The sequence below is a fragment of the Streptosporangium sp. G11 genome, from assembly GCF_051192615.1.
Classification (GTDB): Bacteria; Actinomycetota; Actinomycetes; order Streptosporangiales; family Streptosporangiaceae; genus Streptosporangium.
Genome location: NZ_JBPJUQ010000043.1, coordinates 1 through 25,097, shown reverse-complemented (window position 1 = coordinate 25,097; position 25,097 = coordinate 1). Strand labels below are relative to the sequence as shown.

Sequence of the window (25,097 nt, the reverse complement as noted above, 5' to 3'; positions counted from 1 at the left end):
CGGTCACAGTAAGCTCCTTGCCCATGCGCAAGTGGATCGCCGTCGTCGTGCTGGTCGGGGTCGCCGGGGTGGGGGCCTTCCTGTGGCTGGGGGGCGAGCCCGCTCCGCGCGCCGCCGTTCTGCGCGCGGAGCCCGGTACGGCCCACTACGCGCCCATCGCGACCCGCGCCCTCGACCCCCAGCCGCTGACCGTCGCCGAGATGTTCCCCGGCCCCTCGGTATCGTCGGGCACGACCAAGCTCATGCTCAGGACCACCGAGACCCTCGCCGACTGCGCCGAGGGGGTCTGGGGGAGCGTGGAGGACGCGCTCGGCGGGTGCACGCAGGTGCTGCGGGCCCGTTACGAGACCGAGGACGGCACGGTCTCCGGCCAGTTCCTGATCTTCAATCTCGCCGACTCCGCCGCCGCCGACAGGCTCGTGGCGGCGCTCAAGGGCGGCGGCTTCGTCAGGCCCGCCCCCGACACGCCCGACGGCTTCGACGGTTCGCGCAGCTGGGCCCAGGTCCGCGGCCTCGGGCACTACGTCACGGTGAGCTGGGTCGCCCCCCTCGTCGAGGGGGGCCGGGTGGATCTCACCTATCCGCAGGTCGCGGTGGACGGCCTCGGACTGGTCATCCAGCGTCGGCTGGTGCGCTGAGCGAGCTCTCCACCGCGGCCCGGAGCTCCAGCAGTCGGTGGGCGGGAAGTTCGAGGACGGTGACGTCGCCCGCCCACGGGGCCACGGCGGCGACGACCGCCCTGGCCTGCTTCTTCGTCAGGTCGCCCCTGACCCTGATCAGGGCCTCGCGCCAGGTGTTGGCGAGCTTGCCGTGCGCGTTGTCCAGGACGCGGCGCAGGATCCGGGCCGCGTCGTCCGCGCTCCCGCCGCTTTCTGTGTTTCCGGTGTTTCCGCTGTTTCCGGCGGGTGGCGCCACTCGTACGGCGCGCACGGACACGCCCTCGGCGGTGAGCTCGTAGACGGGGGCCAGCAGGTCGGCGGGGAGGTCCTTCGGGGCCGCGGCCAGCGTGACCCGGACCTCCTGGGCGCGGGTGGCCAGCAGCAGCCGGGGCAGCGCGGCCTCCAGACCGGCGGGTACGGAGATCGCCACCCTGGTGGGGTCACTGGCGTAGGGCTTGGCCAGCCAGGTCGCCAGGCGCGCCCTGGGGGCCCTGGGCAGCACGTCACGGGGCCAGTCGCCCACCAGCACCTCGGGGACGAACCCGTCGCCGGAGTCCGCGGCCGGGGCGGCGGGGGAGGCCGCCGACTCCACGGACTGCGGGCCCTGCGTGTAGATGGCGGTGCCGGACGCCTCGGTCCTGGCGGCCGCGGCGGGCCAGGTCTTCGTCGTGGGACGCAGGACGTACAGGTCGGCGGCCGAACCGATGGCCTCGGCGCCGAGGTAGCGGTTGAAGTCGGGATAGATCGCCTCGTTGACGAGGTTGAGCTGCGACAGGGCCTGCTGGACCTTGAGGGCGAGCGCGGGGGTGCGCTCGCTGGCGCCGTACGCCAGCATGATCCGGCCCTGCTCGCGGTCGCGCAGCCCCTCCGCGCAGCGGGCGACGAACAGCCCCACGCCCTCGGGGGTGTAGGGAGGGTCGGTGATCGCCAGGTCGGCCCAGGACCGCGCGGAGGCGGGCAGGCCCAGGCGCAGGTCGGCCCAGCGGGTCCGCACGGCCAGGCCGAGCCGGTCGGCCTCACCGGCGATGTAGGCGAGGATGCGCTCGTCGACGTCGACGACGGTCACCTCGACGCCCGGGTGCAGCATCGCGGTGGCCAGCGAGGTCAGGTCGTGGTCGCCCACGCACAGCAGCCGGGCGCCGTCCAGCCAGAACCGGGCGTCCAGCAGCAGCGCCCGCCTGACCACGGTCTCGCCGGTCGCGGCGACGTGGTCCAGCGTGTGGCGGCCCCTGGGCGCCTTGGCGATCAGCTCGTCCATGCGCGCGACCAGGTCCGCGTGGCCGGGGAGCAGGTGGGCCACCGGGTCCGCCGGGGCGAGGGTCCTCGCCCCCGTTCGGGCCGGGGTGGAGCCGCTCGGTCCCGGTCGGGCCGGTGTGGAACCGGTCACTTCTGAGCCGGCCGGTGTGGAGGCTCGCTCCTCCCGCCCGGCCGGATCTCGCCGCCCGGCCGGATCCTGCCAGGCAGGATGCTGCCAGGTCGGCTCCAGCCAGGCCGGAGGGGCCGGGAGCCTGAAGCGGTCGCCGGACCGCTCCAGCTCCCCGTCCACCTCGCGCAGCAGCGCCTCGATGGTCCGCCGCGAGGTCGCCGTCTCTCTGACCAGGTCGGCGAGGGTCCACCAGCGGCCGTTCCCCAGGGCCGCCAGCGCGTTCCGCAGCCGCCGCCCGTCGACGCCCGCCCCCGCGACGAGCGCCTCGGCCCCGGTTCCGCCGGGGGTTTCCGGCGCGCCGGGCCGCCTCGACACGTCTGAAATGTCCGGAGTGCTGGTGTCTGTCAGACCGGTGGTGTCGCCCGGGCCGGCGGGGTCGCTCGGTTCCATTGGGCCACCTTAGAGCCCGGACCTGGAATGTTGTGTCACCGCGACGTGTTTAACGAACCGGGCGAACCTGCACGAATTCGGCAGGATCTCACCGGGTAGGCAGGTATCCGGCAGGGTACGGTAATCTCTACCCACCACGCAGCAGGGCCAACGTCGTCCCTTGCTTGTTCGAGAGAAGCAAGACGACGGGAGGGATTCAATGCCTGCTGCCCACCTCGGCTTTCCCGAGCCTCAGGGCCTGTACCACCCCTCGCACGAGCACGACGCCTGTGGTGTCGCCATGGTCGCGGACGTGGCCGGTCGCCGTAGTCACGACATCGTCGCGAAGGCCTTGACCGCTCTGTGCAATCTCGACCATCGGGGGGCCCAGGGTAGCGAACCGGACACCGGTGACGGGGCCGGAATCCTGACGCAGATCCCCGACGCCTTCTTCCGCGTGGTGGCGGAATTCCCCCTGCCCGCGGCCGGTGCCTACGCCGCCGGTACGGCCTTCCTGCCCGCCGAGGCGCAGGCCCGCGAGGTCGCCGTGCGGCTGATCGAGGAGATCGCCGCGGAGGAGGGCCTGACGGTCCTCGGCTGGCGCGACGTCCCGACCACCCCCGACCTTCCCGGCCCGAGCGCCCGCGCGGTGATGCCGTTCTTCGGCCAGCTGTTCGTGGCGTCCCCGGACGGCGAGAGCGGCCTTGAGCTGGACCGGATGGCCTTCTGCCTGCGTAAGCGGGCCGAGCACGAGGCGAACGTCTACTTCCCCTCGCTGAGCTCCCGGACCATCGTCTACAAGGGCATGCTCACCCCCTCGCAGGTCGAGCAGTTCTTCCCCGACCTGAGCGACGAGCGCTACGAGACCGCGATCTCGCTGGTCCACTCGCGTTTCTCCACCAACACCTTCCCCTCGTGGCCGCTGGCGCACCCGTACCGCTACGTCGCCCACAACGGTGAGATCAACACAGTCAAGGGCAACCGCAACTGGATGCGCGCCCGCGAGGCCATGCTGCGGACGGAGAACCTGCCGGGCAACCTGTCGCGGCTCTTCCCGATCTGCGACCCGGCCGGCTCCGACACCGCCTCCTTCGACGAGACGCTGGAGCTCATCCACCTCGCGGGACGCAGCCTGCCGCACGCGGTGCTGATGATGATCCCCGAGGCGTGGGAGAACCACACCGAGATGGACCCCGCGCGGCGGGCGTTCTACGAGTTCCACTCCACGATGATGGAGGCGTGGGACGGCCCGGCCTCGATCACCTTCTCCGACGGCACCCTCGTCGGCGCGGTGCTCGACCGCAACGGCCTGCGCCCTGGACGGTTCTGGGTCACCACGGACGGCCTGGTCGTGCTGGCCTCCGAGGCGGGCGTGCTGGACATCGCCCCCGAGGACGTGGTCCGCAAGGGCCGCCTGCAGCCCGGCAGGATGTTCCTGGTCGACACCGCGCTGGGCAAGATCATCGAGGATGACGAGATCAAGGCCGAGCTGGCGGCCGAGCTGCCGTACGCGGACTGGCTGCACGCCGGCCTGGTCCGCTTCGAGGAGCTGCCCGCGCGCTCGCGCGAGGTCCTGTCGCACGAGGCGCTGATCAAGCGGCAGCAGACCTTCGGCTACACCGAGGAGGAGCTGCGGATCATCCTGGGGCCGATGGCCAGGGCGGGCATCGAGCCGATCGGCTCGATGGGCACCGACACCCCGGTCGCGGTGCTCAGCGAGAAGCCCCGGCTGTTGTTCGACTACTTCAGCCAGCTGTTCGCGCAGGTCACCAACCCGCCGCTGGACGCGATCCGCGAGGAGCTCGTCACCTCCCTGGCCAGCACCATCGGCCCCGAGGGCAACCTGCTCGACCCCGGCCCCGCCTCCTGCCGCCAGCTCGTGCTGCCCTACCCGGTGCTCGACAACGACGAGCTCGCGAAGATCATCCACATCAACGACGAGGGCGCGCTGCCGGGCTTCCACCCGCACGTGGTCTCCGGCCTGTACGAGGTCGCGGGCGGCGGCGAGGCGCTGCTGCGCCGCATCGAGGAGATCCGCGCCGAGGTCTCCTCGGTGATCGAGGGCGGGGCGCGGATCATCGTGCTGTCCGACCGCGGCTCCTCCGACGTCCTGGCGCCGATCCCCTCGCTGCTGCTCACCGGTGCCGTCCACCACCACCTGATCGCCGAGAAGACCCGTACCAAGATCGGCCTGGTCGTCGAGACCGGCGAGGCGCGCGAGGCGCACCACATGGCGCTCCTCGTCGGCTACGGAGCGGGCGCGGTCAACCCGTACCTCGCCATCGAGACCGTCGAGGACATGGTCGACTCCGGCGCCCTGAAGGTCGACAGGCACAAGGCCGTGCGCAACCTCATCAAGGCGTACGGCAAGGGCGTGCTGAAGGTCATGTCCAAGATGGGGGTGTCCACGGTCGCCTCCTACACCGGGGCGCAGATCTTCGAGGCGCTCGGCCTGAGCCAGGAGGTCGTGGACGCCTGCTTCACCGGGACCACGTCCCGCCTGGGCGGCGTCGGCTTCGACGTCCTGGCCGAGGAGGCGGCGCAGCGCCACCTGCGCGCCTACCCCCGGGCCGAGAACGCCCATCGCCGCCTGGAGGTCGGCGGCGAGTACCAGTGGCGCCGCGAGGGCGAGCCGCACCTGTTCAACCCCGAGACCGTCTTCAAGCTGCAGCACGCCACCCGCTCGCGCCGCTACGAGATCTTCAAGGAGTACACCGGCCTGGTGGACTCCCAGGCGGAGAAGCTGATGACGCTGCGCGGCATGTTCAAGCTGCGGGAGGGCGTGCGCGAGCCGGTGCCGATCGACGAGGTCGAGCCGGTCGGCGAGATCGTCAAGCGCTTCTCCACCGGCGCGATGTCGTACGGCTCCATCTCGATGGAGGCGCACGAGACGCTCGCCATCGCCATGAACCGGCTGGGCGGCAAGTCCAACACCGGCGAGGGCGGCGAGGACCCCGAGCGGCTCCACGACCCGTCCCGGCGCTCGGCCATCAAGCAGGTGGCCTCCGGCCGGTTCGGCGTGACCTCGGAGTATCTGGTCAACGCCGACGACGTGCAGATCAAGATGGCCCAGGGCGCCAAGCCCGGCGAGGGCGGTCAGCTGCCCGGCCACAAGGTCTACCCGTGGATCGCCAAGACCCGGCACTCCACTCCCGGCGTCGGCCTCATCTCGCCGCCGCCGCACCACGACATCTACTCGATCGAGGACCTCGCCCAGCTCATCCACGACCTGAAGAACGCGAACCCGGCCGCCCGCGTGCACGTCAAGCTCGTGGCCGAGGTCGGGGTCGGAACGGTCGCGGCGGGCGTGTCCAAGGCCCACGCGGACGTCGTGCTCATCTCCGGCCACGACGGCGGCACCGGCGCGTCCCCGCTGACCTCGCTCAAGCACGCGGGCGCCCCCTGGGAGCTCGGCCTGGCCGAGACCCAGCAGACGTTGCTGCTCAACGGCCTGCGCGACCGGATCGTCGTGCAGGTGGACGGCCAGCTCAAGACCGGCCGCGACGTGGTCATCGCCGCGCTGCTCGGTGCCGAGGAGTACGGCTTCGCCACGGCCCCGCTGGTCGTCTCCGGCTGCGTGATGATGCGCGTCTGCCACCTGGACACCTGTCCGGTCGGCGTCGCCACCCAGAACCCCGAGCTGCGCAAGCGGTTCACCGGCAAGCCCGAGTTCGTGGTCAACTTCTTCGAGTTCATCGCCGAGGAGATCCGCGAGTATCTCGCCGCGCTGGGCTTCCGCAGCATCGAGGAGGCCGTCGGCCACGCCGAGCTGCTGGACACCACCCCGGCCGAGAACCACTGGAAGGCCTCCGGGCTGGACCTCGCGCCGATCCTGCACCAGCCCGAGCTGCCCGAGGGCGCCTCGCTGCGCCGCACCGTGGACCAGGACCACGGGCTGGACAGGGCGCTGGACAACACGCTGATCCAGCTCGCCGAGGGCGCGCTCAAGGGCGGTTCCAGGGTCACGCTCGACCTGCCCATCCGCAACGTCAACCGCACGGTCGGCACCATGCTCGGCCACGAGGTGACCAAGCGGTACGGCGGCGCCGGGCTGCCCGACAACACCATCGACGTGCGCTTCACCGGCTCCGCGGGCAACTCCTTCGGCGCCTTCCTGCCCAGGGGCATCACCCTGCGGCTGACCGGTGACGCCAACGACTACGTGGGCAAGGGCCTGTCGGGTGGCCGGATCTCGGTCCAGCCGCACGACGCGGCCCCGCTCGAGGGGCACATCATCGCCGGAAACGTCGGCCTGTACGGCGCGACCTCCGGCGAGGCCTTCATCCGCGGCGTCGTGGGGGAGCGGTTCTGCGTCCGCAACTCCGGCGCCACCGCGGTGGTCGAGGGCGTCGGCGACCACGGCTGCGAGTACATGACCGGCGGCAAGGCGGTCATCCTCGGCCCGACGGGCCGCAACTTCGCGGCGGGCATGTCGGGCGGCGTCGCCTACCTGCTCGACCCCGACGTCGAACGGGTCAACCGGGAGATGGTCGAGATCGAGGAGCTGGCCGAGGCCGACTCCGAGGCGCTGCGCGAGATCGTCGAGGCCCACCTGGCCGAGACCGGCTCCACGGTGGCCAAGGCGCTCATCGCCGACTGGGACCCGTCCCGCTTCGCCAAGATCATGCCGACGGACTACAAGCGGGTCCTGCTCGCCGCCGAGTCCGCCCGGCTGGAGGGCCGCGACATCGACGAGGCCGTCATGACGGCCGCGGTCCAGGGGTGACGCGGATGTACATGTCGAAGACCGTTCATGCCGTTCATGTCGTTCAGGTTTTTCAGGGATAAGGGAGGTACGACCGATGGCTGACCCCAAGGGTTTCCTCGCTCACGGACGCGAGCTGCCGGCGCGCCGCCCGGTGGACGTGCGCATCCGCGACTGGCGCGAGGTCTACGAGGACTTCCCCAAGCCCGCGCTGACCAAGCAGGCCGCGCGGTGCATGGACTGCGGCATCCCGTTCTGCCACAACGGCTGCCCGCTGGGCAACCTGATCCCCGAGTGGAACGACCTGGTCTACCGGGACGACTGGCAGGAGGCCATCGAGCGCCTGCACGCCACCAACAACTTCCCGGAGTTCACCGGCCGCCTGTGCCCGGCTCCGTGCGAGGCGGCGTGCGTGCTCGGCATCAACTCCGACCCGGTCGCGATCAAGCGGGTCGAGGTCGAGATCATCGACCGCGCCTTCGACGAGGGCTGGGTCACCCCCCAGCCCGCCGCCTCGAAGACCGGCCGGCGCGTCGCGGTCGTCGGCTCGGGCCCCGCGGGCCTGGCCGCCGCCCAGCAGCTCACCAGGGCCGGGCACGACGTGGTGGTGTTCGAGCGGGCCGACCGGATCGGTGGCCTGCTCCGCTACGGCATCCCCGAGTTCAAGATGGAGAAGCGGCACATCGACCGCCGCCTCGACCAGATGCGGGCCGAGGGCACCGAGTTCCGTACCGGAGTCAACGTCGGCGTGGACATCACGGCGGCGCGGCTGCGCGAGGAGTTCGACGCGATCGTCCTGGCCGGGGGCGCGACCCAGTGGCGGGACCTGCCCGTCGCCGGACGCGACCTGAAGGGCGTCTACCAGGCGATGGAGTTCCTGCCGCCCTCCAACAGGGTCCAGGAGGGCGACTTCCCGGTCTCGCCGATCAGCGCCGAGGGCAAGCACGTCGTCGTGATCGGCGGCGGTGACACCGGTGCCGACTGCATCGGCACCGCGATCCGCCAGGGGGCCGCCTCGGTCACCCAGCTGGAGATCATGCCCCAGCCTCCGGCGGACCGCCCCGGCAGCCAGCCGTGGCCCACGTTCCCCATCCTGTTCAAGATGGAGAGCGCCCACGAGGAGCTGGCCGACGGCGGCGGCGACCGGGTCTACGCGGTCTCCACCACCGAGTTCGTCGGCGACGCCGACGGCAACGTCCGGGCGCTGCGCCTGGTCGAGGTGGAGGGCCCGGGGGCCGGGTTCAAGCCGGTGCCCGGCTCCGAGCGGGAGATCCCGGCCGAGCTCGTCACGCTGTCGATGGGCTTCGTGGGCCCGGAGAAGAAGGGCCTGCTGGAGGAGCTCGCCGAGGTCGCCGGAGGCGAGTTCTTCGACGCCAGGGGCAACGTCGCCAGGGACAGGGGCTACATGTCCTCGGTCGACGGCGTCTTCGTCGCCGGGGACATGGGCCGCGGCCAGTCGCTGATCGTGTGGGCGATCGCCGAGGGCCGTTCGGCCGCCTCGGCCGCCGACCGCTACCTCACGGGCCAGACGGCCCTGCCGGTGGCGATCCCGCCGACGGCGCGACCGCTGGTCTGAGTGAGTGCTGGTCTGACACGTCATGACCGGTCCGGGTATGCCATGGTAGTTGGCGGATACCCGGACCGGTTCATGCATGTCAGGACCGGTTCACGCATGTCACGGCTGATCTGATCAGGCCACGGTCGGTCTGGTGGGAACACGGCGGGTCGGGGCGCGTCACGGCCCTTCCGGGTGCGGCGCCGCCCGCCACGCTCGGGACCACCCGGCGTACCAGCTGTTTCAGGTAAAAATGCGCAGAGCGTGTGTTCAGATTGCTTTGTCGTACATATGCCTGAAAGATAATTCTTCTTGGTCAGGCCAGGTGCGGAGGATTGATGAATCGCGGGATCAGAAGCCTGACGGGCGCGGCCACGGTGCTCGCCCTGGGGGCGACCCTCACGGCGGGAGCCCTGGGCGGCGGGGCCACGACGGGGGCGGGCCAGGCCCGCGAGTACCTGGTCTTCTACGCGGACGGCGCCCGTGACCGGGCAGTCGACGCGATCGCCGCGAGCGGCGGCACCGCCCTGTCGGCCGACCCCAGGATCGGCTACGTCCTCGCCAGCGGTCCCGGCCCCCGCTTCGTGGAGAGCCTGGCGGGCAGCGACGCCGTCGAGGGGGTCTCCTCCGACCGCAGGATCGGCTTCGCCACCGCGATGCCCGCCGCTCCCGCGGTTCCCGCCGCTCCCGTGGCCGGGGCCTCCCGCGCGGGGAACGCCTCGGGGGCTGTTTCCGGGGCCGCCTCGAAGGCCGTGATCCCGGCGACCCCGGCCACCTTCCCCTCCGCCGACGCGCTCGGACGGGCGGGCACCCCCTCCGCCCCGGCCGCCTCCACCGGTGCGCCCGAGCCGCTGGCCGGACGGCAGTGGGACATGAAGATGATCGGCGCCACCCCGGAGGGCTCCTACACCACCGAGCCCGGCGACAAGAAGGTGCTGGTCGGCGTCATCGACACCGGCATCGACGGCAAGCACCCCGACATCGCCCCCAACTTCAACCGCGCCCTGAGCCGCAACTTCGTGACCGACTGGCCCAAGGACCCCAACGGCAAGGCCCTCGACGGGCCCTGCGAGTTCAAGAGCTGCAAGGACCCGGTCGACTGGGACGACGACGGCCACGGCACCCACGTGGCCAGCACCATCGCCTCACCGCTCAACGGGGTGGGCATCGCCGGGGTCGCCCCCAAGGTGTCCCTGGTGAACCTGCGCGCGGGCCAGGACTCCGGCCTGTTCTTCCTCAAGCCCAGCATCGACGCGCTCACCTACGCCGCCGACGCCGGGATCGACGTGGTCAACATGAGCTTCTACGTCGACCCGTGGCTGTTCAACTGCAAGGCCAACCCCGGTGACTCCAAGGCCGAGCAGCTGGAGCAGCGCGGCATCATCACCGGCATGCAGCGCGCCCTCGACTACGCCCGCAAGCGCGGCGTGACCCTCATCAGCGCCATCGGCAACGGCTCCACCGACCTCGGCAGGCCCACCAAGGACGCGACCAGCCCCGACTACCCCAAGGACGTCGAGCGCACCCGCAAGGTCGACAACTCCTGCCTCAACGTCCCGGCCGAGTCCAAGGGCGTCATCTCGGTCACCTCGGTGGGCCAGAGCGGGCGCAAGGCCTACTACTCCGATTACGGCGTCGAGCAGGCCGACCTGGCGGCCCCCGGCGGGGACGAGTTCGACGGCGGCGGCACGTACGACACCACCAGGGGCATCCTGGCCGCCGCGCCGGAGAACGCGCTCAAGGCCAAGGGGCAGATCGCCGCCGACGGCACGCCGAAGTCCGATTCGATCATCCGGGAGTGCGAGGGCGGCACCTGCGCCTACTACCAGTATCTCGTCGGCACCTCCATGGCCGCCCCGCACGCCACCGGTGTCGCCGCCATCCTGATCAGCCGCTTCGGCAAGCCCGGCAAGGGCGGTCTCACGATGCCCCCCGCCGACGTCCAGCGCCTGCTGTACTCCACCGCCACCGAGAAGGCCTGCCCCTCGCCGCGCGAGTACGCCTACAAGATCGACCTCGTGGTGAACGAGGTCCACAAGTGCGAGGGTCCCAAGTCGCGCAACGGTTTCTACGGTCACGGCCTCATCAGCGCCGCCGGGGCCGCCAAGGCCGCCCCCCTCGCTCCCTGATCCCATCGGCCCGGGGCCTGGCGGGTCCCCTGAGAGCCGCCACCCGCGCTCCGGCTCTCCCTTCACCCGGGAGGCCGGGGCGTGACCCCCGGCGATCCTCGGGGCCGGCACGGGCGTCGTCCCGGGCACCGGCCAAGCCCCGGATCGGTCAGGCCTCGGATCGGTCAGGCCTCGGATCGGTCAAAGAGATGATCAAGCGGCGGGTGGCGAGGGCGGACCGGGGAAGGAGAACGGTTCCGGTTCCATCCCGTCACTCCTGTCACTGTGAGGACCAATGAGGTTCCTGCCGCGTCCGCATCAGATCCCGCCCCGGGTCGCCGCGGGTTTGATCATCCTGAACTCGGGGCTGAGCAAGAGGGCCGCCGGGCAGGAGACCGCCGAGGGGCTGCACGGGATGGCGGCCGGAACCTACCCGTTCCTGAAGGACATGGACCCGGTGAAGTTTGTGAGGTTGCTCTCCACGGCGGAGATCGCCCTCGGTACGGCCCTGCTGGTCCCCGTGGTGCCGTCGCTGCCGGTGGGCGCCGCGCTGACCGCCTTCGCCGGAGGGCTGGTCGGCCTCTATCTCAAGACGCCGGGTCTGCGGGAGGAGGGCGGCCTGCGCCCCTCAGAGCAGGGCGTCGCCATCGCCAAGGACGTCTGGCTGCTGGGCATCGGGGCCGGGCTGGTCATGGAGGAGGTCGTCCGCGACTGACCCGGGGCTCCGGTGACGCGCCGGCCCGGCCCGTGTGACGCGCGATCACCCGTGGCCCGGGGCTCTCGTAACACGTGTGCCCGGCAGGTGGGCGGCGAGAGGCGATTCGCAACCTCACGTTCACCCAAGGTAGCTTTGTGTCACCGAATTTTTCATCGGCGCTATGACCAACGTCACGACCAAGTGGTCTGTACCAATTAGGGTGGGATCCGTGACTCGTCGCGCGAAAATCGTCTGCACTCTCGGCCCCGCCACCTCCTCTCCCGAACGCCTCCGCGAACTCATCGCGGCCGGGATGGACGTGGCCCGTTTCAACCTCAGCCATGGCAGCCACGAGCTGCACAAGGAGGTTTACGACAGGGTGAGGGAGGCTGCCGCCGAGCTCGGGCGTGGCGTGGGTCTGCTGGCAGACCTCCAAGGCCCCAAGATCCGGGTCGGCAAGTTCGGTGAGGGCCCCGTCCGCCTCGGCTTCGGTGATGTCTTCACGATCACCACTGAGGAGGTCCCCGGCGACCGTGACCAGGTCTCCACGTCCTACCAGGGGCTTCCCAAGGACGTCAGCCCCGGGGACAGCATCCTGGTCGACGACGGCCGCGTCCGGCTGGAGGTGACCCGGGTCGACGGCCAGCGCGTCACCACCCGCGTGATCATCGGCGGCATGATCTCCGACAACAAGGGCCTCAACCTCCCCGGCGTCAACGTCAGCGCCCCCGTCCTGACCGACAAGGACGAGACCGACCTGCGCTGGGCCCTGCGCACCGGCTTCGACCTGGTCGCCCTCTCCTTCGTCAGGCGTCCCTCCGACGCCGACGTGGTGCGCAACATCATGGAGCAGGAGGGCATCCGCCTCCCGCTGCTCGCCAAGATCGAGAAGCCGCAGGCCGTGGAGCGGCTCCCGGAGATCATCGAGGCCTTCGACGGCATCATGGTCGCCCGCGGTGACCTCGGTGTCGAGCTGCCGCTGGAGGAGGTGCCCATCGTGCAGAAGCGCGCCATCGAGCTCTGCCGCGAGAAGGCCCGCCCGGTCATCGTCGCCACCCAGATGCTGGAGTCGATGATCACCTCCCCGCGCCCCACCCGCGCCGAGGCCTCCGACGTCGCCTACGCCGTCATGGACGGCGCCGACGCGGTCATGCTCTCCGGCGAGACCTCGGTCGGCAACTACCCCATCGAGGTCGTCGAGACGATGAGCCGCATCGCCACGACCGCCGAGAAGAGCTCCCTGCAGGCCACGCACAGCCTCGACCGGCTGCCGGAGACGACGGGCGGCGCCATCGCCCGCGCCGCGGCCGAGGTCGGCGCCATCGTCGGCGCCAAGGCACTGGTGGCGTTCACCATGTCCGGTGAGACGGCCCGCCGCCTGGCCCGCTACCGCTCGCCGATCCCGCTGCTGGCGTTCACCTCCGCCCGCCACGTCCGCAACCAGCTCGCGCTGACCTGGGGCGTGGAGACCTTCGAGGTGCCGTTCGTCCACCACACCGACGACATGGTCCGTCAGGTGGAGGCCTCGCTGCTCGCCAACTCCCGTCTGGAGAAGGGCGACAAGGTCGTCATCGTCGCCGGCTCGCCTCCCGGCACCGCGGGCTCCACCAACGCCCTGCGTGTGCACACCATCGGGGCGGCGGTCTCCAACCCCGCCTGATCCACGGAAACGCGTACGGCCATCGCTGCGGCGGTGGCCGTACGCGTTTCCGGGGCCTTCCTCGCGACGCCCGTGACGGCGGATTCAAAAAAGCCGAAAAATACGCTCTTGTCGTGTCCGAATAGGTGTCAGAGGATCGGTGCATGGCATGCCCGAACAGGGCTCGCCATGCAAACCGGACAAATTTAACGAAAGGCGCCGGATGATCCAGGGCAGTCGGCCGGTGGGAGCGGAGCGGCAACGCGAGGAGGGCGAGGGGCGACCTCCAGGCCAGCCGGGCCAACCGGGCCGCCCGGGGCAGCGCGTGTCGGCCGCCGACACGGTCGCGGAAATGATCGAGGCCCGCCTGGGCCGGACGGTCGACCCCGACGAGAACTTCTTCGAGGCCGGGCTCAACTCGATGGCACTGGTCGAGCTGCACGCGGACATCACGGGGGTGCTCGGTATCGACATTCCGGTCACCTCGATGTTCACCCGGCCGAACGTGCGGGCGCTCAGCCGCCTCGTCGAGGGCGCGCAGGAGCCCGTCAGGAGCGAACCCGCGCGCCTGCGCCCCGTTGGGGGCAGCCGCAGGGACGTGCGTGCCCGCATCCGCCGGGACGGCGGGGCGCCTCGGTGACGAATACCGCGCCGATCGCCGTGATCGGCATGGGCCCGCGCGCCCCGCTCTCTCCCGGTGCCGTCCTGTCCGATCTCGTCGAGGCCACGCTGGAGAACGCCGGACACGACCCCGCGCGCCCACCGGGCTCGCTCGCCGTCCACGACACGGCCGAGGCGGCCTGCCTGGCCCTCGCGCTGGGTCTCTGTGACCTCGCGATCACCGTCTCGGGATCGGGCCTCGGGGCCGTCGCGGAACGGGGCACCGCGATCGCGCTCAGGCGCCTGGACGACGCTCTCCTCGACGGCGACCTCGTACGCGCCGTGATCGAGGCAGTGATCGACTCCCCGCCCGGCGCCGTCTCCCGTACCGGTCCCACCGGTCCCGCCCGCAGCGGGCCCGGTGGCGGCCGTTCGCCCGGAGGCGGCTCGAACGCGCGCCTGCGAGACCCGTTGGCGGTGAGGGAGGGTTTCCCGCCGGTCCACCTCCCGGCGGACCTCCGGCCCCGCGTCGTCGCCTGGTCGGGGCGCACGGCGGAGGAGGCCGACGCCGTAAGGGAAAGCCTGGCGGGGTTCTTCGCGACCCTCGCCGCCGACCGGTTCGCCGACGCCGTGGCCGTCCTCCAGCGGGGCCGCACCCCGCATCCCGTACGGGGCGCGGTCGTGGCCGCCACCTCCGCCGAGGCGTCCGCCGCCCTCGCCGCGGCCGTCACCGTGGCTCCGGCGGCCTCATCCGCCGAGACGGTGTCCGGGCACGAGCCGCTTTCCGGCGGCGTGGCCGGGACGGGCGTGAGATTCGTCTTTCCCGCCGGTGGCGCCGGACGGCTGGGGGCCTCGCTGTACGGGGTCGAGCGGCTGTTCAGCGAGGCGATGGACGTCTGCCTGGAAGGCTTCGAGCGGCACGGCGTCGATCTCTGCGACGCCTGGCTCGCCGGGGAGCGCGACGACGACCCGGTGACGTTCGCGGTGACCTACTCCCTGGCGGTGACCCTGACCGGCTGGGGTGTCACACCGCTGGGGTGCACGGGAGAGGGCGTCGGCGAACTCGCCGCCGCCGCCTTCTCGGGAACGCTCGAACGGGACGAGGCGATCGCCCGGGTGGCCGCCTCCGTCGTGGAACAGGTGGTGGAGCAGGCGCCCGAACCGCTGCCGGACGATGTGATGGCGGTGCCCGAGCCGGTGCCGTTCGACCTGACGACACCCGAGCCGGTGCCGGACGATCTGGCGACACCCGAATCGGTGCCGGTCGACATCACGGCGCCCGAGCCGGTGCCGGGGCATGAAACGTTCCACGAACCGGAGACCCGCCGCGATGTGGTCCCGGGGCAGGGGGCCTCGCCCCGGGTGGGAACCGGACCGGGGACCACCGGTGCGGGAGGCACGCCGTCCCTCCTGATCGGGACGGCGGAGGAGTCACCGGGCGAGGGGACGATCGGCTGCGGGGACGACCGCCGGGGTCTGCTCGTGGCGCTCGCCCGGCTGTGGGCACTCGGCTGCCCGGTGGACTGGGTCGCCCTCGACCCCGACCACCCCCTGCAGCGACTCCCCGTCCCGGGAGGGCACCGCCACGCCCCGGCGACGCCCGCTCCCGTACCGGCTCCCGACCTCGTACCGGCTTCCGTGTCGCGGGTCCCGGAGGGCCTGCCGGAGCCCGCCGAGCCGCTCCGCGGACCCGAGGCGGTCCCGTACTCGTTCTGGGTGCTGGAGCAGCTCGCCGGGTCGAGCGGGGTGTCCAATCTGGCGGTGGCGTTCAGGACCCGCGAGCCGCTGCGCAGGCTCCCGCTGCAGATCGCGGTGAACCGCCTGCTCAAGCGGCATCCGGCGCTACGCCTGCGCTTCCCCGAGGTGGACGGCGCGCCCGTACGGCACCTCACCGCCCCGAAGGACGCTCAGATCAAGCTGGTGAACGGGGAGACCACGGAGGAGACGCTGGTCGCCGACCTCCAGAGGTTCCTGGACGCGCCCTTCGACCTGGGCCGCGACCTGCTCTTCCGGGCCGGACACTTCGCGCTGCCCGACGGCGGCGGGAGCGTGGTCTGCCTGGTGGCCCACCACATCGTCATCGACGCCACCTCGATGCAGTTCCTCGTCGAGGAGCTGGGCGGCTTCTACGACGCGCAGACGAGCCAGGAGCCGCTTCCCGCCGCGCTCTCCGGTACCGCGCCCATGCTGGAGCCGGGGAAGGCGTCGCGGGAGTCGCTGGACTACTGGCTCGACCGGCTCAGGGACGTCGATCCGGCCGCGATGGTGCTCCCCGGCAGCAGGCCGTCGCCCGCCCGGCCCACCTTCGCCGGGCACACCTGCTCCTGGGAGGTGGACGCGGACACGCGGCGGGCGCTCGACACGCTGCGGACCGGCCTGCGCACCACCGACAACATCGTGCTGGCCGCCGCGTTCATGCTGACCCTGCGCGCCCACGGCGCCGGACCCGAGCTGGTGGCCGCGATGCCGGTCACCACCAGGACGGCCGCGATGCGCGGTCATGTCGGCTACGGCGTCAGCACCCTGCCGATGCGGGTGCGCGCCGATCCGGACGAGGGTTTCGCGGCCCTGGTCCGGCGGGTCGAGGACGCCTTCTTCGAGGGGGTCGAGCACGCGGACGCCTCGGTGGAGGCGGTGCTCGTCGAGCGAGGGCACGGCACCGGCGACTGGAGGGTGCCGCTGTTCCGGCACATGTTCAACTACCGGCCGTGGACCGACGACCAGGTCAGCATCCTGGGCTCCGTCCCCGAGTACGTCGAGGACCTGTTCGACCGCAGCCGCCTGGACCTGCAGTGCATCGCGGTGCAGGAGCCCGGCAGGCTCACGCTCAGGGTCTGGCACAGCACGGAGGTCCACGACGAGGCCGAGATCTCCGCGTTCGTCGCGCGGATGACCGCGCTGCTCCGGCGGGCCGCCGAGGACGCGAACCGGCCGCAGCGGGAGCTGGACTCCCTCTCCGCGGCCGACCGACGGCTGCTCGACCGGCTCAACGACACCGCGCGGACCTGGGACGGCCCGGCCACGCTGCTGGAGCGGATCATCACCCGCACCGGGACGGCGATCCGCGACGGCGACCGGGAGGTCACCTACGACGAGCTGCTCACCTGGGCGGCCGCCGTCAGGGACACCCTCGTCTCGCACGGCGCGGGCCCCGGCGACATCGTGGCGCTCGGCCTGAGCCGTTCGGCGGAGATGGTCGCCGCCGTGCTCGGCGTCTGGGCGGCCGGAGCCGCCTACCTGCCGCTGGACCCGCGCCAGCCCGAACTGCGCCTGGCCTACCAGGTGGAGGACTGCGGGGCCCGCCTGGTCATCGCCGAGTCCGAGGCTCCCTGGGCGGGGGAGATCCCCGTACTCCCCATGCCGCAGGCTCCTGGAGCCGGTAGTGCGGACAGCGACGGCGCGCCCGCGCGCCGGCTGGATCCGGCCGAGGTCGCCGCGACGGTCACCGGGGAGTCGATCGCCTACGTGATCTACACCTCGGGGTCCACCGGGAGGCCCAAGGGGGTGGCCGTCACCCACGGCAACCTGGCCAACCTCGTCCTCGACTTCGCCGACCGGCTCGGGGCGGGCGCGGCCGACGCGGTGCTGTGGTCCACCACCACCTCCTTCGACATCTCGGCCCTGGAGCTGATGCTCCCGCTCACGGTCGGCGGCACCCTGGTCGTCGCCTCCGACGACGACCAGCTCCAGCCGCGCAGGTTCCTGGAACTCATCGCGGCGCGGGACGTACGCGTCGTGCAGGCCACTCCGACGGCGTGGCGGCTCATCGCCCCAGAGGCGCGCGACGAGCTGGCCGGACGCGTCGTGCTCTGCGGCGGAGAGCCCATGCCGGCCGCGCTCGCCGCGGACCTGCTGGGCCTCGGCTGCCGGTTGTTCAACGTCTACGGGCCGACCGAGACGACCATCTGGTCCACCGCCGCCGAGATCCTCGGCCCCCCGGCCGACCCGGTGCCGATCGGGGTGCCGCTCGCCAACACGCGGATCTTCGTCAGGGACGCCGACGGGCGCGAGGCGCCGCCGGGCGTACCGGGCGAGCTGTGCGTGGCGGGCGACGGGGTGAGCGCCGGGTACGTCAACCGGCCGGAGCTGACCGCCGAGCGGTTCGGCGAGCACCCCCGCCACGGGCGCTTCTACCGGACCGGGGACATGGCCAGGCTCAGGCACGACGCGACCCTGGAGCTGCTGGGCCGCGACGACCGCCAGATCAAGCTGCGCGGGCACCGCATCGAGCTGGGCGAGATCGAGGCGGTGCTGCACCACCACGACGCCGTCAAGGTCGCGGCCGTCATCGTCCACGACGACCGGCTGGTGGCGTTCGTGCAGCCCACGGACCTGCCCCGCGGGGAGACGGGAGCCGCCCTGCGGGAGGAGCTGTGGCGGTACGCGGGGACGCGGCTGCCGGACTACGCGGTCCCCTCGGGGATCGTCCTGGCCGACGAGTTCCCGACGACCGCCAACGGCAAGATCGACTATCGGGGGCTGACCGTCCCTGAGGACGAGTCCCCGCCCGCCTCCCGTGCCCCGGCGAGCTCGGAACTCGCCGAGGGGGTGCTGCGGCTCTGGAGGGAGGCGCTGCGCCGCCCGGGGCTCGGCGAGCACGACAACTTCTTCCTCAACGGAGGACACTCGGTGCTCGCCGTACGGCTGATCGCCCCGCTGGAGGAGCTCGCGGGCCGGGCGATCAACGTCCGCGCGGTCTTCGACCATCCCACCCCGGCCGATCTGGCCGCGTTCATCCAGGAAGGGGCGGGCTCTTGATCCTCTCTCCGAAGCCGGGGCCGGGTCACCCGGAGCCCGCACCTGACGTCTCCACGCCGGAAGGACCCAGATGACCGCGCCGTGGTTCGTGCCGGTGGGGGAGCGGCCGGGGGGCCGGATCCGCCTGTACACCTTCCCCAACGCGGGCAGCGGCCCCGCCTCGCTCACCGACCTGGCCGAGCGGTTCCCCGACGAGGTCGACGTGTGGGCGGTGAACCTCCCCGGCCGTCAGGCCAGGCTGGCCGAGCCGCCGATCGAGGACCTCGACGCGCTGGTCGACGTTCTGGCCCGCGACCTGCTGGCGAACGCCCGCGAGCCGTACGCGCTGTTCGGCTACTGCAGCGGCGCGCTCCTGGCCCACCTGGTCTGCCGCCGCCTGACCGAACTCGCCCCGGCCTCCGGGGCCGGGCTTCCGGCGTCACCCGGACCGGGCGCCTCGCCCGAGGCTGAGGCCGAGGCCGGGGGGCGGTGGCCGGAACGGCTCCTGGTGGGGTCCTTCGCCGCGCCGGACGTCACGCTCCTGCTGCGCAGGCTGCCGTCCCTGCCGTCGTGGCTGTTCTGGGACCAGCTGATCGAGCTGGGCGGGGTCCCGGCGGAGGTGGCCGAGCGCGAGGTGCTCAGGCCGATCCTCGAACCCGCCCTCCGCGCCGACTTCGGGATGCTCGCCCGATACCGGCACCGCCCGGGGCCGCCGCTGCCCGTGCCCGTCACCGTCCTGTACGGCAGCCGCGACGGCTCCATGTCGCGCGGCGGGCTGCTCGGCTGGCGCAGGCAGAGCGTTTCACGGCCGTCGATGCGCGAGCTCGACGCCTCACACTGGCTGGCCGAGGAGACCCCGGACCTGCTCGCCGCCGTCATCGCAGAGGAGATCGGATGCGTCTCGGTTACAGCATGAGCTACTGGGGCGGCGCCGGGCTCGGTCCCGCCGACCACCTCACCCTGGTCCGCGAGGCCGAGAGGCTGGGCTACGAGTCGGTGTGGGCCGCGGAGACGTACGGCACCGACCCGGCGAGCCTGATGGCGTGGATCGCGGGCCGGACCGAGCGGATCGCGCTGGGCACCGGAGTGCTGCAGATGTCGGGCCGCAAACCCGTGGTGGCGGCGATGACGGCCGCCACCATCGACCAGGTCTCCGGCGGCCGGGCCCGGCTGGGCGTGGGCGTGTCGGGGCCGCAGGTCGTGGAGGGCTGGCACGGGGAGCGCTTCGACCGGCCGGTGGCCCGCGCCCGCGACTACCTGTCGGTGCTGCGGCTGGCTCTGGAAGGCCGCCCGGTGAGCTACGCGGGCGAGACCATGACGCTGCCGCTTCCCGGCGGGCAGGGCAAGGAGCTGTCCCTGGGCGTCTCCCCGGTCCAGAAGCATCTCCCCGTCTATCTCGGCGCGATGGGCCCGGAGACCACCGCGCTCGCCGGGGAGCTGGCCGACGGCTGGCTGGCGATCCACTTCCCGCCCGAGCACCTGGCCGAGCGCACGGCCCAGCTGCGCGCGGGCGCGGCACGAGCCGGTCGCAGCCTGGACGGCTTCGACGTCGCGCCGATGATCCTCACCCTCGTCGACGACGACGAGGAGCTGGCCTTCGACATGATGCGTCCCATGCTCGCCCTCTATCTGGGCGGCATGGGCTCGCGCCGTACCAACTTCTACAACCGCCTGGCCCGCTCCCTGGGCTTCGAGAAGGAGGCGGAGGCGATCCAGGAGGCGTTCCTGGACGGGCGCCAGGGGGAGGCGATGTCGCTGCTCCCCGACGGCCTGGTCGACGCGATGACGATGTGCGGGCCGCCCGGCAAGCTCCGCGAACGGGTCGCCGCCTACCGCGAGGCGGGCGCGACCTCCCTCGTCGTCGGCCTGGTCACTCCGACGCTCAGGCTCCGGATGGAGCAACTGGAACTGGTGGCGGACCTGGTCACCTGACCCGCCGGTTCTTGTTGGGCGCCAAGGAAAGTTTTCGTGATCCGCCGGGATCGCGCGGGCTGCGAACCGCGTGATCCCGGAGGAGAGCACGTCTGCCCCTGAGTCGTACGTGGGCAGGGAGCGTGTAAGCCCCGCTTCGCCTCGTCCTTTGGCGAGCGACTGTCATTGGCGTAATTAATTGATTTTGTGGCTAATGGCCTAATCTAGGGCAACTGGTTGCGGTATTTATCCGCTTCTGGGCAGATGTTTCGTTTGGTCATCTGCATTGTCTTGTTGCTGTTTTCGCTGTTCGCGGCGTTTTTTGATCGGTGGAACGCTTGGATTGCCGCTGTTCCCACTTGTTGGAAGTGGTATGAGTGTGGCTCGGTTGGAATGTAATCCACTCCCATGTGCAGTGAGTTGAAAAAGTAAAGCCAGGGGGGTTCTCGTGTGGCAAAATCGGGTGACGGCTCACCGCTGCATGTTCTATGGTCCTGGCAGGCGGGGCCCTCCAGTCCATTGAGAAAAAGGGCGGTCGCGTTGGCTGAGCTGGAAGACTGGGTTGGGCTAGTCGGCGGCCGAGACGACAGCTTCAACGATTTGATCATGACCATGCTCGTAACCCCGGGCGGGAACACCTTCGCGAGTCCGTTTCTGGCTGTGGCCAGCGATGACCGTCGCTACTGGGTCAAGTGCATCGATGCCTGTGAAGATCACACCAAGATGTCAGTGGCTATCGAGTATGTGGTGTCAGGCGTTGGCCGGCTGATCGGTGCACCCGTGTGCGACAGCAGTCTCATCCGCATCCCTGAGGAATTCGCCGGTTGATCTGCAGGACGAGGACGCCTTGAAGCGGGGCTCGCACACGCGAGTCTCGCCATCCCTAGCGCCATCGAACGCCGCCACGCCCTGGCCTCCCGTTCGCGAGACGACAACCAGAGGCGGCAGGCGGCCATCTACGCACTATGGGACTGGTGCTTCGGCTGTGACCCCCAGTGGCTGTACGACCTCGAAAACGACGAGAGCATCTACAGCCATGATCACGGTCTCTACTTCCCGGCGAACGACGGACAGTGGAAGAAGCCCTACCTGATCCAGTGCGCCGACGAACCCAACGAGCTGCCTGACGCCTCACATGGCCTCAACGAGGAGGCGGTTGGGGAAGTGGCGACCGTACTTGAGAAAATCAACCGCGATGCTCTCGTCAACGTCCTGCGTGGCGTGCCAGCATCGTGGCCAGTTGGTGACGACGATCTGGAGGCACTCGGCTGGTTCCTTGAACACAGGGCACCCGCTGTCGCCGATCGCGTTCGAGCATTGATGGGAAGGGAGGTCGAGTCAAGATGAGTCGCTACCTATATTCGATCATCAGATGTCTTCCCGATCCACGGACAGGTGAGTTCGTCAACTACGGGGCGATAGCCGGAGATCCTGTCACAGGGGACTGGGAGATCCGTCAGCTCAGCAAGACCGATCGGATACGCAAGTTCGCTCCTGTCGCCGTGCTGGAGATCGCCGGTAGCTTCATGCTGCAGCTCGGTGCGGACATCGACGCGCATCGTGCACTTGCGGAGGAGGGCGACGAGCCTCTGGGCGAGGAGTGGCTGCAGAGGCTGCATCACGACCATCGCAACGTTGTCCAGTTCAGCCCGCCGACGCCGATCCTGGCCGATAACGCCCGTGAGGCGCTGGAACGCGTGTTTCAGCACGTGATCATTGATCCGGTCACTCAGCCCCGCCAGGGAGTGACAAAGGACGTGCTCACGCGTCGACTACGTGATGTCTACCATCGCGCGGACATCGACGAGTCGTTGATACATCACCGTCCTCATGTGTTCGTTGGTGCTCATGTCAACTACACGGTGGACTTCGCGATCGCCAATGGCCGCGCGGTGCAGTTGACGCAAGCCTGGTCGTTTAGACGATCTAGCTTGGATAGTGTGTCCATGCAGGTCAAGGCGTGGGGATACGCCATAGACAGACTCCGTCAGGGTGATGAGGCCAGGGTGATCGACTCGAACGATCAGCGAGTCAGCACGATCGACAGGAACGTGGACCTGCAGGTGGTCATCGCTCCCCCCGAGACATCGGCGCAGGAACATGTTTTTGAGGAAGCTCAGGAAATTTTCGCCAACCTGTCCGCCCAGGTTCATTCCCTCGATGACGCCGAAGCCGTGGGGGCCCGCGCGGAGAGGCTCGTGAAGCGCCTGTAGGCAGGGGCAGGCATCCCTGCCGTTCGCCGCCATAGGCCCCTGCTCAAGGAGAAAGGGCCTATGGCGGCGTTAGAGAAAGTGAAGAAGCTCTGCTCCCACCGCAGTGTTGGCTGGGGAATCGCCTTGGAGGCGCACGGGCGGCGCCGGGTCGTCTCCAGGGGAGCTACAGGTCGTTCTTCAGCCGTGTGACGAAGGCCGACCAGGTGTCGCGGGTGAAGACGAGCTTGGGGCCGCCGGGGTTCTTGGAGTCGCGGACGGCCACGACGTCGCCCAGGTCCGCGACCTCCACGCAGTCGCCGTTGCCTCCGCTGAGCGAGCTCTTGCGCCACGCGGCGTTGGTCAGGTCTACCGGGTTGGACATCGCGCGCCCCTTCGGCTGGACACTCACGCCAGGTTGTTCGGCGCGTTCATCAGCATAACCGCCGTGTCGGCGGGGCTGAGGGCCGCTGCCCTGAGGTAGTCGAACACCGAGACGTACCGGCGGACGTCCGCGGCGTCCTCCAGGTACAGGCCGCTGGACATGTTCTCCAGATAGATGACGTCCAGGTCACTCGAAGCGGGAAAACCCACGACGGTGAACGATCCGGTCATCGCCGGATGCGCCCCGGCCCGGTAGGGAAGGATCTGGAGCATCACGTTGGGCCGACGGCCGACCTCGGCGAGGTGTTTGAACTGGTCGGCGGTGATCTGGGCCGTTCCCACGTGCTGATGCACCACGCCCTCGCCGAGAATGACGGAGAGTTCCAGCGGATTGTCGTCCGTGAGCCGTTTCTGGCGTTCCATCCGCACGGAGACCCTGCGCTCGACCTCTTCCGGTGTATCGCCGGGACGCGTGGCCGCGATGACCGATCGTGCGTAGTCAGCAGTCTGCAACAGGCCGGGCACCAGCGTCTGCTGGTAGGTCCTGAGAGACGTCGCCTCGGCTTCGAGACCGATGAGCGTCGCGTACTCGCCGGGGAGCACGTCCCCGTAGTTCTGCCACCATCCTCGCTGCCGCGCCTCCCTGGACAGGGCGAGCAGCGGCTCCCGGTCGGCTTCGGGAACCCCGTACATGTCGAGGAAGGCGCGGAGGTCTCTCGGCCGGATGCCCCTGCGGCCCGTCTCGATCCGGCTGACGGAGGCCGCCGTGAGCTCCATGCGTTCCGCCACCTCCTGCATGGACAGCCCGTGCTCGATGCGCAGCCGCCGCAGCTCGGACGCCAGGCGACGTCTGCGCACGGTGGGACTCGTGTCGGCGGCCATGGCCACCCCTTCCTTCGAGGGTCGCGTACGAAAACTTTCTTTGGAAACTTCCAGAGGTAACTACCAAAGCCATACAGCCTGCGGTAGCTTCCGAAATTGTAGTCGGTCAACTACAGGGAGGTGTGAAGATGGCGACACCGGCGCGAAAGCGCGACCCGCAGCAGGAGCAGTACATCCATCTCGTACGGCTGGGCTGGGATCTGCGAGTTCTCGGGATTTCCACTTCGGTGCTCGTCCCCGCCACCGGGCCGCCGGTGCTGGAGATCATGTCCGCGTCCAAGGTGCGGCTCCGGGTCCGGGTCGTCCACCGCGCGTGGGGGTGGGTCTTCACCTGGCGGCCGTGGTAGTCGGCGCTGTGGCGGCGGAACGATTGGGTCTGGGCCGAGGCGGACAACGCGGCCGACATGATCGTATCGGCGGTGTGCGTATGAACGCACACGAGCGGGTCGGCCACGGCGCGATGACCGGCGACTGGGACAGGCTGCGCGTCGTGGGGCAACGAGACTTTCCCGGCGTCGCACGGTCGGCGGGGGCCGCTCGCAAATGGGTGGTGGAGCTTCTGGACGGCCAAGTGGTCGCCGAGACGCTGGAAACGGCTGAACTGCTCGTCAGTGAGGTGGTCACCAACGCGATCCTGTACAGCGACTCGGCCGGGTCAGAGGGGATCATTACGGTTCGGGTGGGGTTGGGCCGCGACCTTGTCCACATCGAGGTGATCGACGATGGCTCGGCCACCAGCGTCCCCGCGATCCGGGCCACCGACGACGACAGCCTCAGCGGACGCGGCCTGAGCTGGGTGGACCGGCTGGCCGTCACCTGGGGCGCCGATCACGTCGAAGCGGGGAGAACGGTCTGGTTCCAGCTTCCATACGACGAGCGGAAGAACCCCTGACATTCGCGGAACGGTGAGTTGATTGGAAGAGAGGTCGAGTCGAGATGAGTCGCTATCTGTATTCGATCATCAGATGTCTTCCCGATCCACGGACGGGCGAATTCATCAACTATGGGGCGATACCGGAGATCCTGTCACGGGGAACTGGGAGATCCGCCAGCTCAGCAAGACCGACCGGATACGCAAGTTCGCTCCTGTCGCCGTGCTGGAGATCGCCGGTAGCTTCATGCTGCAACTTGGTGCGGACATCGACGCGCATCGTGCACTTGAGGGGCCACGGTGATTCCGGACAGCCATGTTATGGCGCAGCCTATGCGGCTATTTGGGTTGCGAGGGCCTCGTTG

General features: G+C 70.3%; 19 protein-coding genes. 15 read left to right on the top strand and 4 right to left on the bottom strand.

Features of this window, described 5'->3' with window-relative positions:
- The first annotated feature begins 23 nt into the window (after positions 1–23).
- The gene (locus tag ACSDR0_RS31450) at positions 24–638 is read left to right on the top strand and encodes a hypothetical protein (RefSeq protein ID WP_435292534.1); all 615 of its coding nucleotides are present in this window, start codon (positions 24–26) and stop codon (positions 636–638) included.
- Here the strand turns inward: ACSDR0_RS31450 and ACSDR0_RS31445 are convergent.
- Positions 613–2,475 carry a bis-aminopropyl spermidine synthase family protein gene (locus ACSDR0_RS31445; RefSeq protein ID WP_435292533.1) on the bottom strand — a complete coding sequence of 621 codons (1,863 nt, stop codon included), beginning with the start codon at positions 2,473–2,475 and terminating at the stop codon, positions 613–615. The genes ACSDR0_RS31450 and ACSDR0_RS31445 overlap by 26 nt on opposite strands.
- 199 nt (positions 2,476–2,674) lie before the next feature.
- Here ACSDR0_RS31445 and gltB point away from each other — a divergent pair, with 199 nt between their 5' ends.
- The 10 genes from gltB to ACSDR0_RS31395 all read left to right on the top strand — a co-directional run bounded on the left by gltB (position 2,675) and on the right by ACSDR0_RS31395 (position 21,234).
- The gene (gene gltB / locus ACSDR0_RS31440; protein WP_435292532.1) at positions 2,675–7,180 is read left to right on the top strand and encodes a glutamate synthase large subunit; all 4,506 of its coding nucleotides are present in this window, start codon (positions 2,675–2,677) and stop codon (positions 7,178–7,180) included.
- Positions 7,181–7,256: 76 nt separating this feature from the next.
- On the top strand, positions 7,257–8,735 hold the full coding sequence (locus ACSDR0_RS31435) for a glutamate synthase subunit beta (RefSeq protein WP_435292531.1): 1,479 nt from the start codon (positions 7,257–7,259) through the stop codon (positions 8,733–8,735).
- 317 nt (positions 8,736–9,052) lie between these two features.
- The gene (locus ACSDR0_RS31430) at positions 9,053–10,843 is read left to right on the top strand and encodes a S8 family peptidase (protein WP_435292530.1); all 1,791 of its coding nucleotides are present in this window, start codon (positions 9,053–9,055) and stop codon (positions 10,841–10,843) included.
- 274 nt (positions 10,844–11,117) lie between these two features.
- A complete protein-coding gene (locus tag ACSDR0_RS31425) occupies positions 11,118–11,537 on the top strand; it encodes a hypothetical protein (RefSeq protein ID WP_435292529.1) in 420 nt (139 codons plus the stop codon).
- A gap of 211 nt (positions 11,538–11,748) precedes the next feature.
- The gene (gene pyk, locus ACSDR0_RS31420) at positions 11,749–13,179 is read left to right on the top strand and encodes a pyruvate kinase (RefSeq protein WP_435292528.1); all 1,431 of its coding nucleotides are present in this window, start codon (positions 11,749–11,751) and stop codon (positions 13,177–13,179) included.
- Between the two features lie 202 nt (positions 13,180–13,381).
- The gene (locus ACSDR0_RS31415) at positions 13,382–13,798 is read left to right on the top strand and encodes an acyl carrier protein (RefSeq protein ID WP_435292527.1); all 417 of its coding nucleotides are present in this window, start codon (positions 13,382–13,384) and stop codon (positions 13,796–13,798) included.
- A complete protein-coding gene (locus ACSDR0_RS31410; protein WP_435292526.1) occupies positions 13,795–18,516 on the top strand; it encodes an amino acid adenylation domain-containing protein in 4,722 nt (1,573 codons plus the stop codon). The genes ACSDR0_RS31415 and ACSDR0_RS31410 overlap by 4 nt, the downstream gene beginning before the upstream one ends.
- A 70-nt stretch (positions 18,517–18,586) precedes the next feature.
- On the top strand, positions 18,587–19,411 hold the full coding sequence (locus ACSDR0_RS31405; RefSeq protein WP_435292525.1) for a thioesterase II family protein: 825 nt from the start codon (positions 18,587–18,589) through the stop codon (positions 19,409–19,411).
- Positions 19,390–20,427, top strand: coding sequence for an LLM class F420-dependent oxidoreductase (locus tag ACSDR0_RS31400; RefSeq protein WP_435292524.1), 1,038 nt, complete (start codon positions 19,390–19,392; stop codon positions 20,425–20,427). Before ACSDR0_RS31405 ends, ACSDR0_RS31400 begins: the two co-directional genes overlap by 22 nt.
- Positions 20,428–20,946: 519 nt before the next feature.
- Complete coding sequence (locus ACSDR0_RS31395; RefSeq protein ID WP_435292523.1) at positions 20,947–21,234, top strand: hypothetical protein; 288 nt, start codon at positions 20,947–20,949, stop codon at positions 21,232–21,234.
- Positions 21,235–21,537: 303 nt separating this feature from the next.
- On the opposite strand, the gene ACSDR0_RS31390 is transcribed toward ACSDR0_RS31395, so the two are convergent.
- Positions 21,538–21,690, bottom strand: coding sequence for a hypothetical protein (locus tag ACSDR0_RS31390; protein WP_435292522.1), 153 nt, complete (start codon positions 21,688–21,690; stop codon positions 21,538–21,540).
- Positions 21,691–21,749: 59 nt separating this feature from the next.
- Here ACSDR0_RS31390 and ACSDR0_RS31385 point away from each other — a divergent pair, with 59 nt between their 5' ends.
- The gene (locus ACSDR0_RS31385; protein ID WP_435292521.1) at positions 21,750–22,619 is read left to right on the top strand and encodes a DUF3037 domain-containing protein; all 870 of its coding nucleotides are present in this window, start codon (positions 21,750–21,752) and stop codon (positions 22,617–22,619) included.
- A 163-nt stretch (positions 22,620–22,782) separates the two neighbouring features.
- Here ACSDR0_RS31385 and ACSDR0_RS31380 read toward each other — a convergent pair whose 3' ends face one another.
- Together ACSDR0_RS31380 and ACSDR0_RS31375 are read right to left on the bottom strand one after the other, a co-directional pair.
- Positions 22,783–22,980, bottom strand: coding sequence for a DUF397 domain-containing protein (locus tag ACSDR0_RS31380; RefSeq protein ID WP_435292520.1), 198 nt, complete (start codon positions 22,978–22,980; stop codon positions 22,783–22,785).
- 23 nt (positions 22,981–23,003) lie between these two features.
- On the bottom strand, positions 23,004–23,861 hold the full coding sequence (locus ACSDR0_RS31375) for a helix-turn-helix domain-containing protein (protein ID WP_435292519.1): 858 nt from the start codon (positions 23,859–23,861) through the stop codon (positions 23,004–23,006).
- A 128-nt stretch (positions 23,862–23,989) separates the two neighbouring features.
- On the opposite strand from ACSDR0_RS31375, the gene ACSDR0_RS31370 reads away from it, so the two are divergent.
- From ACSDR0_RS31370 to ACSDR0_RS31360, 3 genes are all read left to right on the top strand, one after another.
- Positions 23,990–24,208 (top strand): hypothetical protein, encoded by a 219-nt coding sequence (locus tag ACSDR0_RS31370; RefSeq protein ID WP_435292518.1) that lies wholly within the window; start codon positions 23,990–23,992, stop codon positions 24,206–24,208.
- A gap of 80 nt (positions 24,209–24,288) precedes the next feature.
- Positions 24,289–24,753 carry an ATP-binding protein gene (locus tag ACSDR0_RS31365; RefSeq protein ID WP_435292517.1) on the top strand — a complete coding sequence of 155 codons (465 nt, stop codon included), beginning with the start codon at positions 24,289–24,291 and terminating at the stop codon, positions 24,751–24,753.
- Positions 24,754–24,826: 73 nt separating this feature from the next.
- Entirely contained in the window at positions 24,827–25,036 is a 210-nt protein-coding gene (locus tag ACSDR0_RS31360; RefSeq protein ID WP_435292516.1) for a hypothetical protein, read from the top strand.
- Positions 25,037–25,097: the final 61 nt, after the last annotated feature.

What these genes read in the sequence shown, in the direction of transcription:
- ACSDR0_RS31415 (WP_435292527.1), top strand. Translation starts at nt 13,382, where the DNA reads ATGATCCAGGGCAGTCGGCCGGTGGGAGCGGAGCGGCAACGCGAGGAG.
- ACSDR0_RS31360 (WP_435292516.1), top strand. Translation starts at nt 24,827, where the DNA reads ATGTCTTCCCGATCCACGGACGGGCGAATTCATCAACTATGGGGCGAT.
- ACSDR0_RS31445 (WP_435292533.1), bottom strand. Translation starts at nt 2,475, where the DNA reads ATGGAACCGAGCGACCCCGCCGGCCCGGGCGACACCACCGGTCTGACA.
- ACSDR0_RS31435 (WP_435292531.1), top strand. Translation starts at nt 7,257, where the DNA reads ATGGCTGACCCCAAGGGTTTCCTCGCTCACGGACGCGAGCTGCCGGCG.
- ACSDR0_RS31370 (WP_435292518.1), top strand. Translation starts at nt 23,990, where the DNA reads ATGGCGACACCGGCGCGAAAGCGCGACCCGCAGCAGGAGCAGTACATC.
- ACSDR0_RS31380 (WP_435292520.1), bottom strand. Translation starts at nt 22,980, where the DNA reads ATGTCCAACCCGGTAGACCTGACCAACGCCGCGTGGCGCAAGAGCTCG.
- ACSDR0_RS31365 (WP_435292517.1), top strand. Translation starts at nt 24,289, where the DNA reads ATGAACGCACACGAGCGGGTCGGCCACGGCGCGATGACCGGCGACTGG.
- ACSDR0_RS31450 (WP_435292534.1), top strand. Translation starts at nt 24, where the DNA reads ATGCGCAAGTGGATCGCCGTCGTCGTGCTGGTCGGGGTCGCCGGGGTG.
- ACSDR0_RS31425 (WP_435292529.1), top strand. Translation starts at nt 11,118, where the DNA reads ATGAGGTTCCTGCCGCGTCCGCATCAGATCCCGCCCCGGGTCGCCGCG.
- ACSDR0_RS31400 (WP_435292524.1), top strand. Translation starts at nt 19,390, where the DNA reads ATGCGTCTCGGTTACAGCATGAGCTACTGGGGCGGCGCCGGGCTCGGT.
- gltB (WP_435292532.1), top strand. Translation starts at nt 2,675, where the DNA reads ATGCCTGCTGCCCACCTCGGCTTTCCCGAGCCTCAGGGCCTGTACCAC.
- ACSDR0_RS31385 (WP_435292521.1), top strand. Translation starts at nt 21,750, where the DNA reads ATGAGTCGCTACCTATATTCGATCATCAGATGTCTTCCCGATCCACGG.
- ACSDR0_RS31405 (WP_435292525.1), top strand. Translation starts at nt 18,587, where the DNA reads ATGACCGCGCCGTGGTTCGTGCCGGTGGGGGAGCGGCCGGGGGGCCGG.
- ACSDR0_RS31430 (WP_435292530.1), top strand. Translation starts at nt 9,053, where the DNA reads ATGAATCGCGGGATCAGAAGCCTGACGGGCGCGGCCACGGTGCTCGCC.
- ACSDR0_RS31375 (WP_435292519.1), bottom strand. Translation starts at nt 23,861, where the DNA reads ATGGCCGCCGACACGAGTCCCACCGTGCGCAGACGTCGCCTGGCGTCC.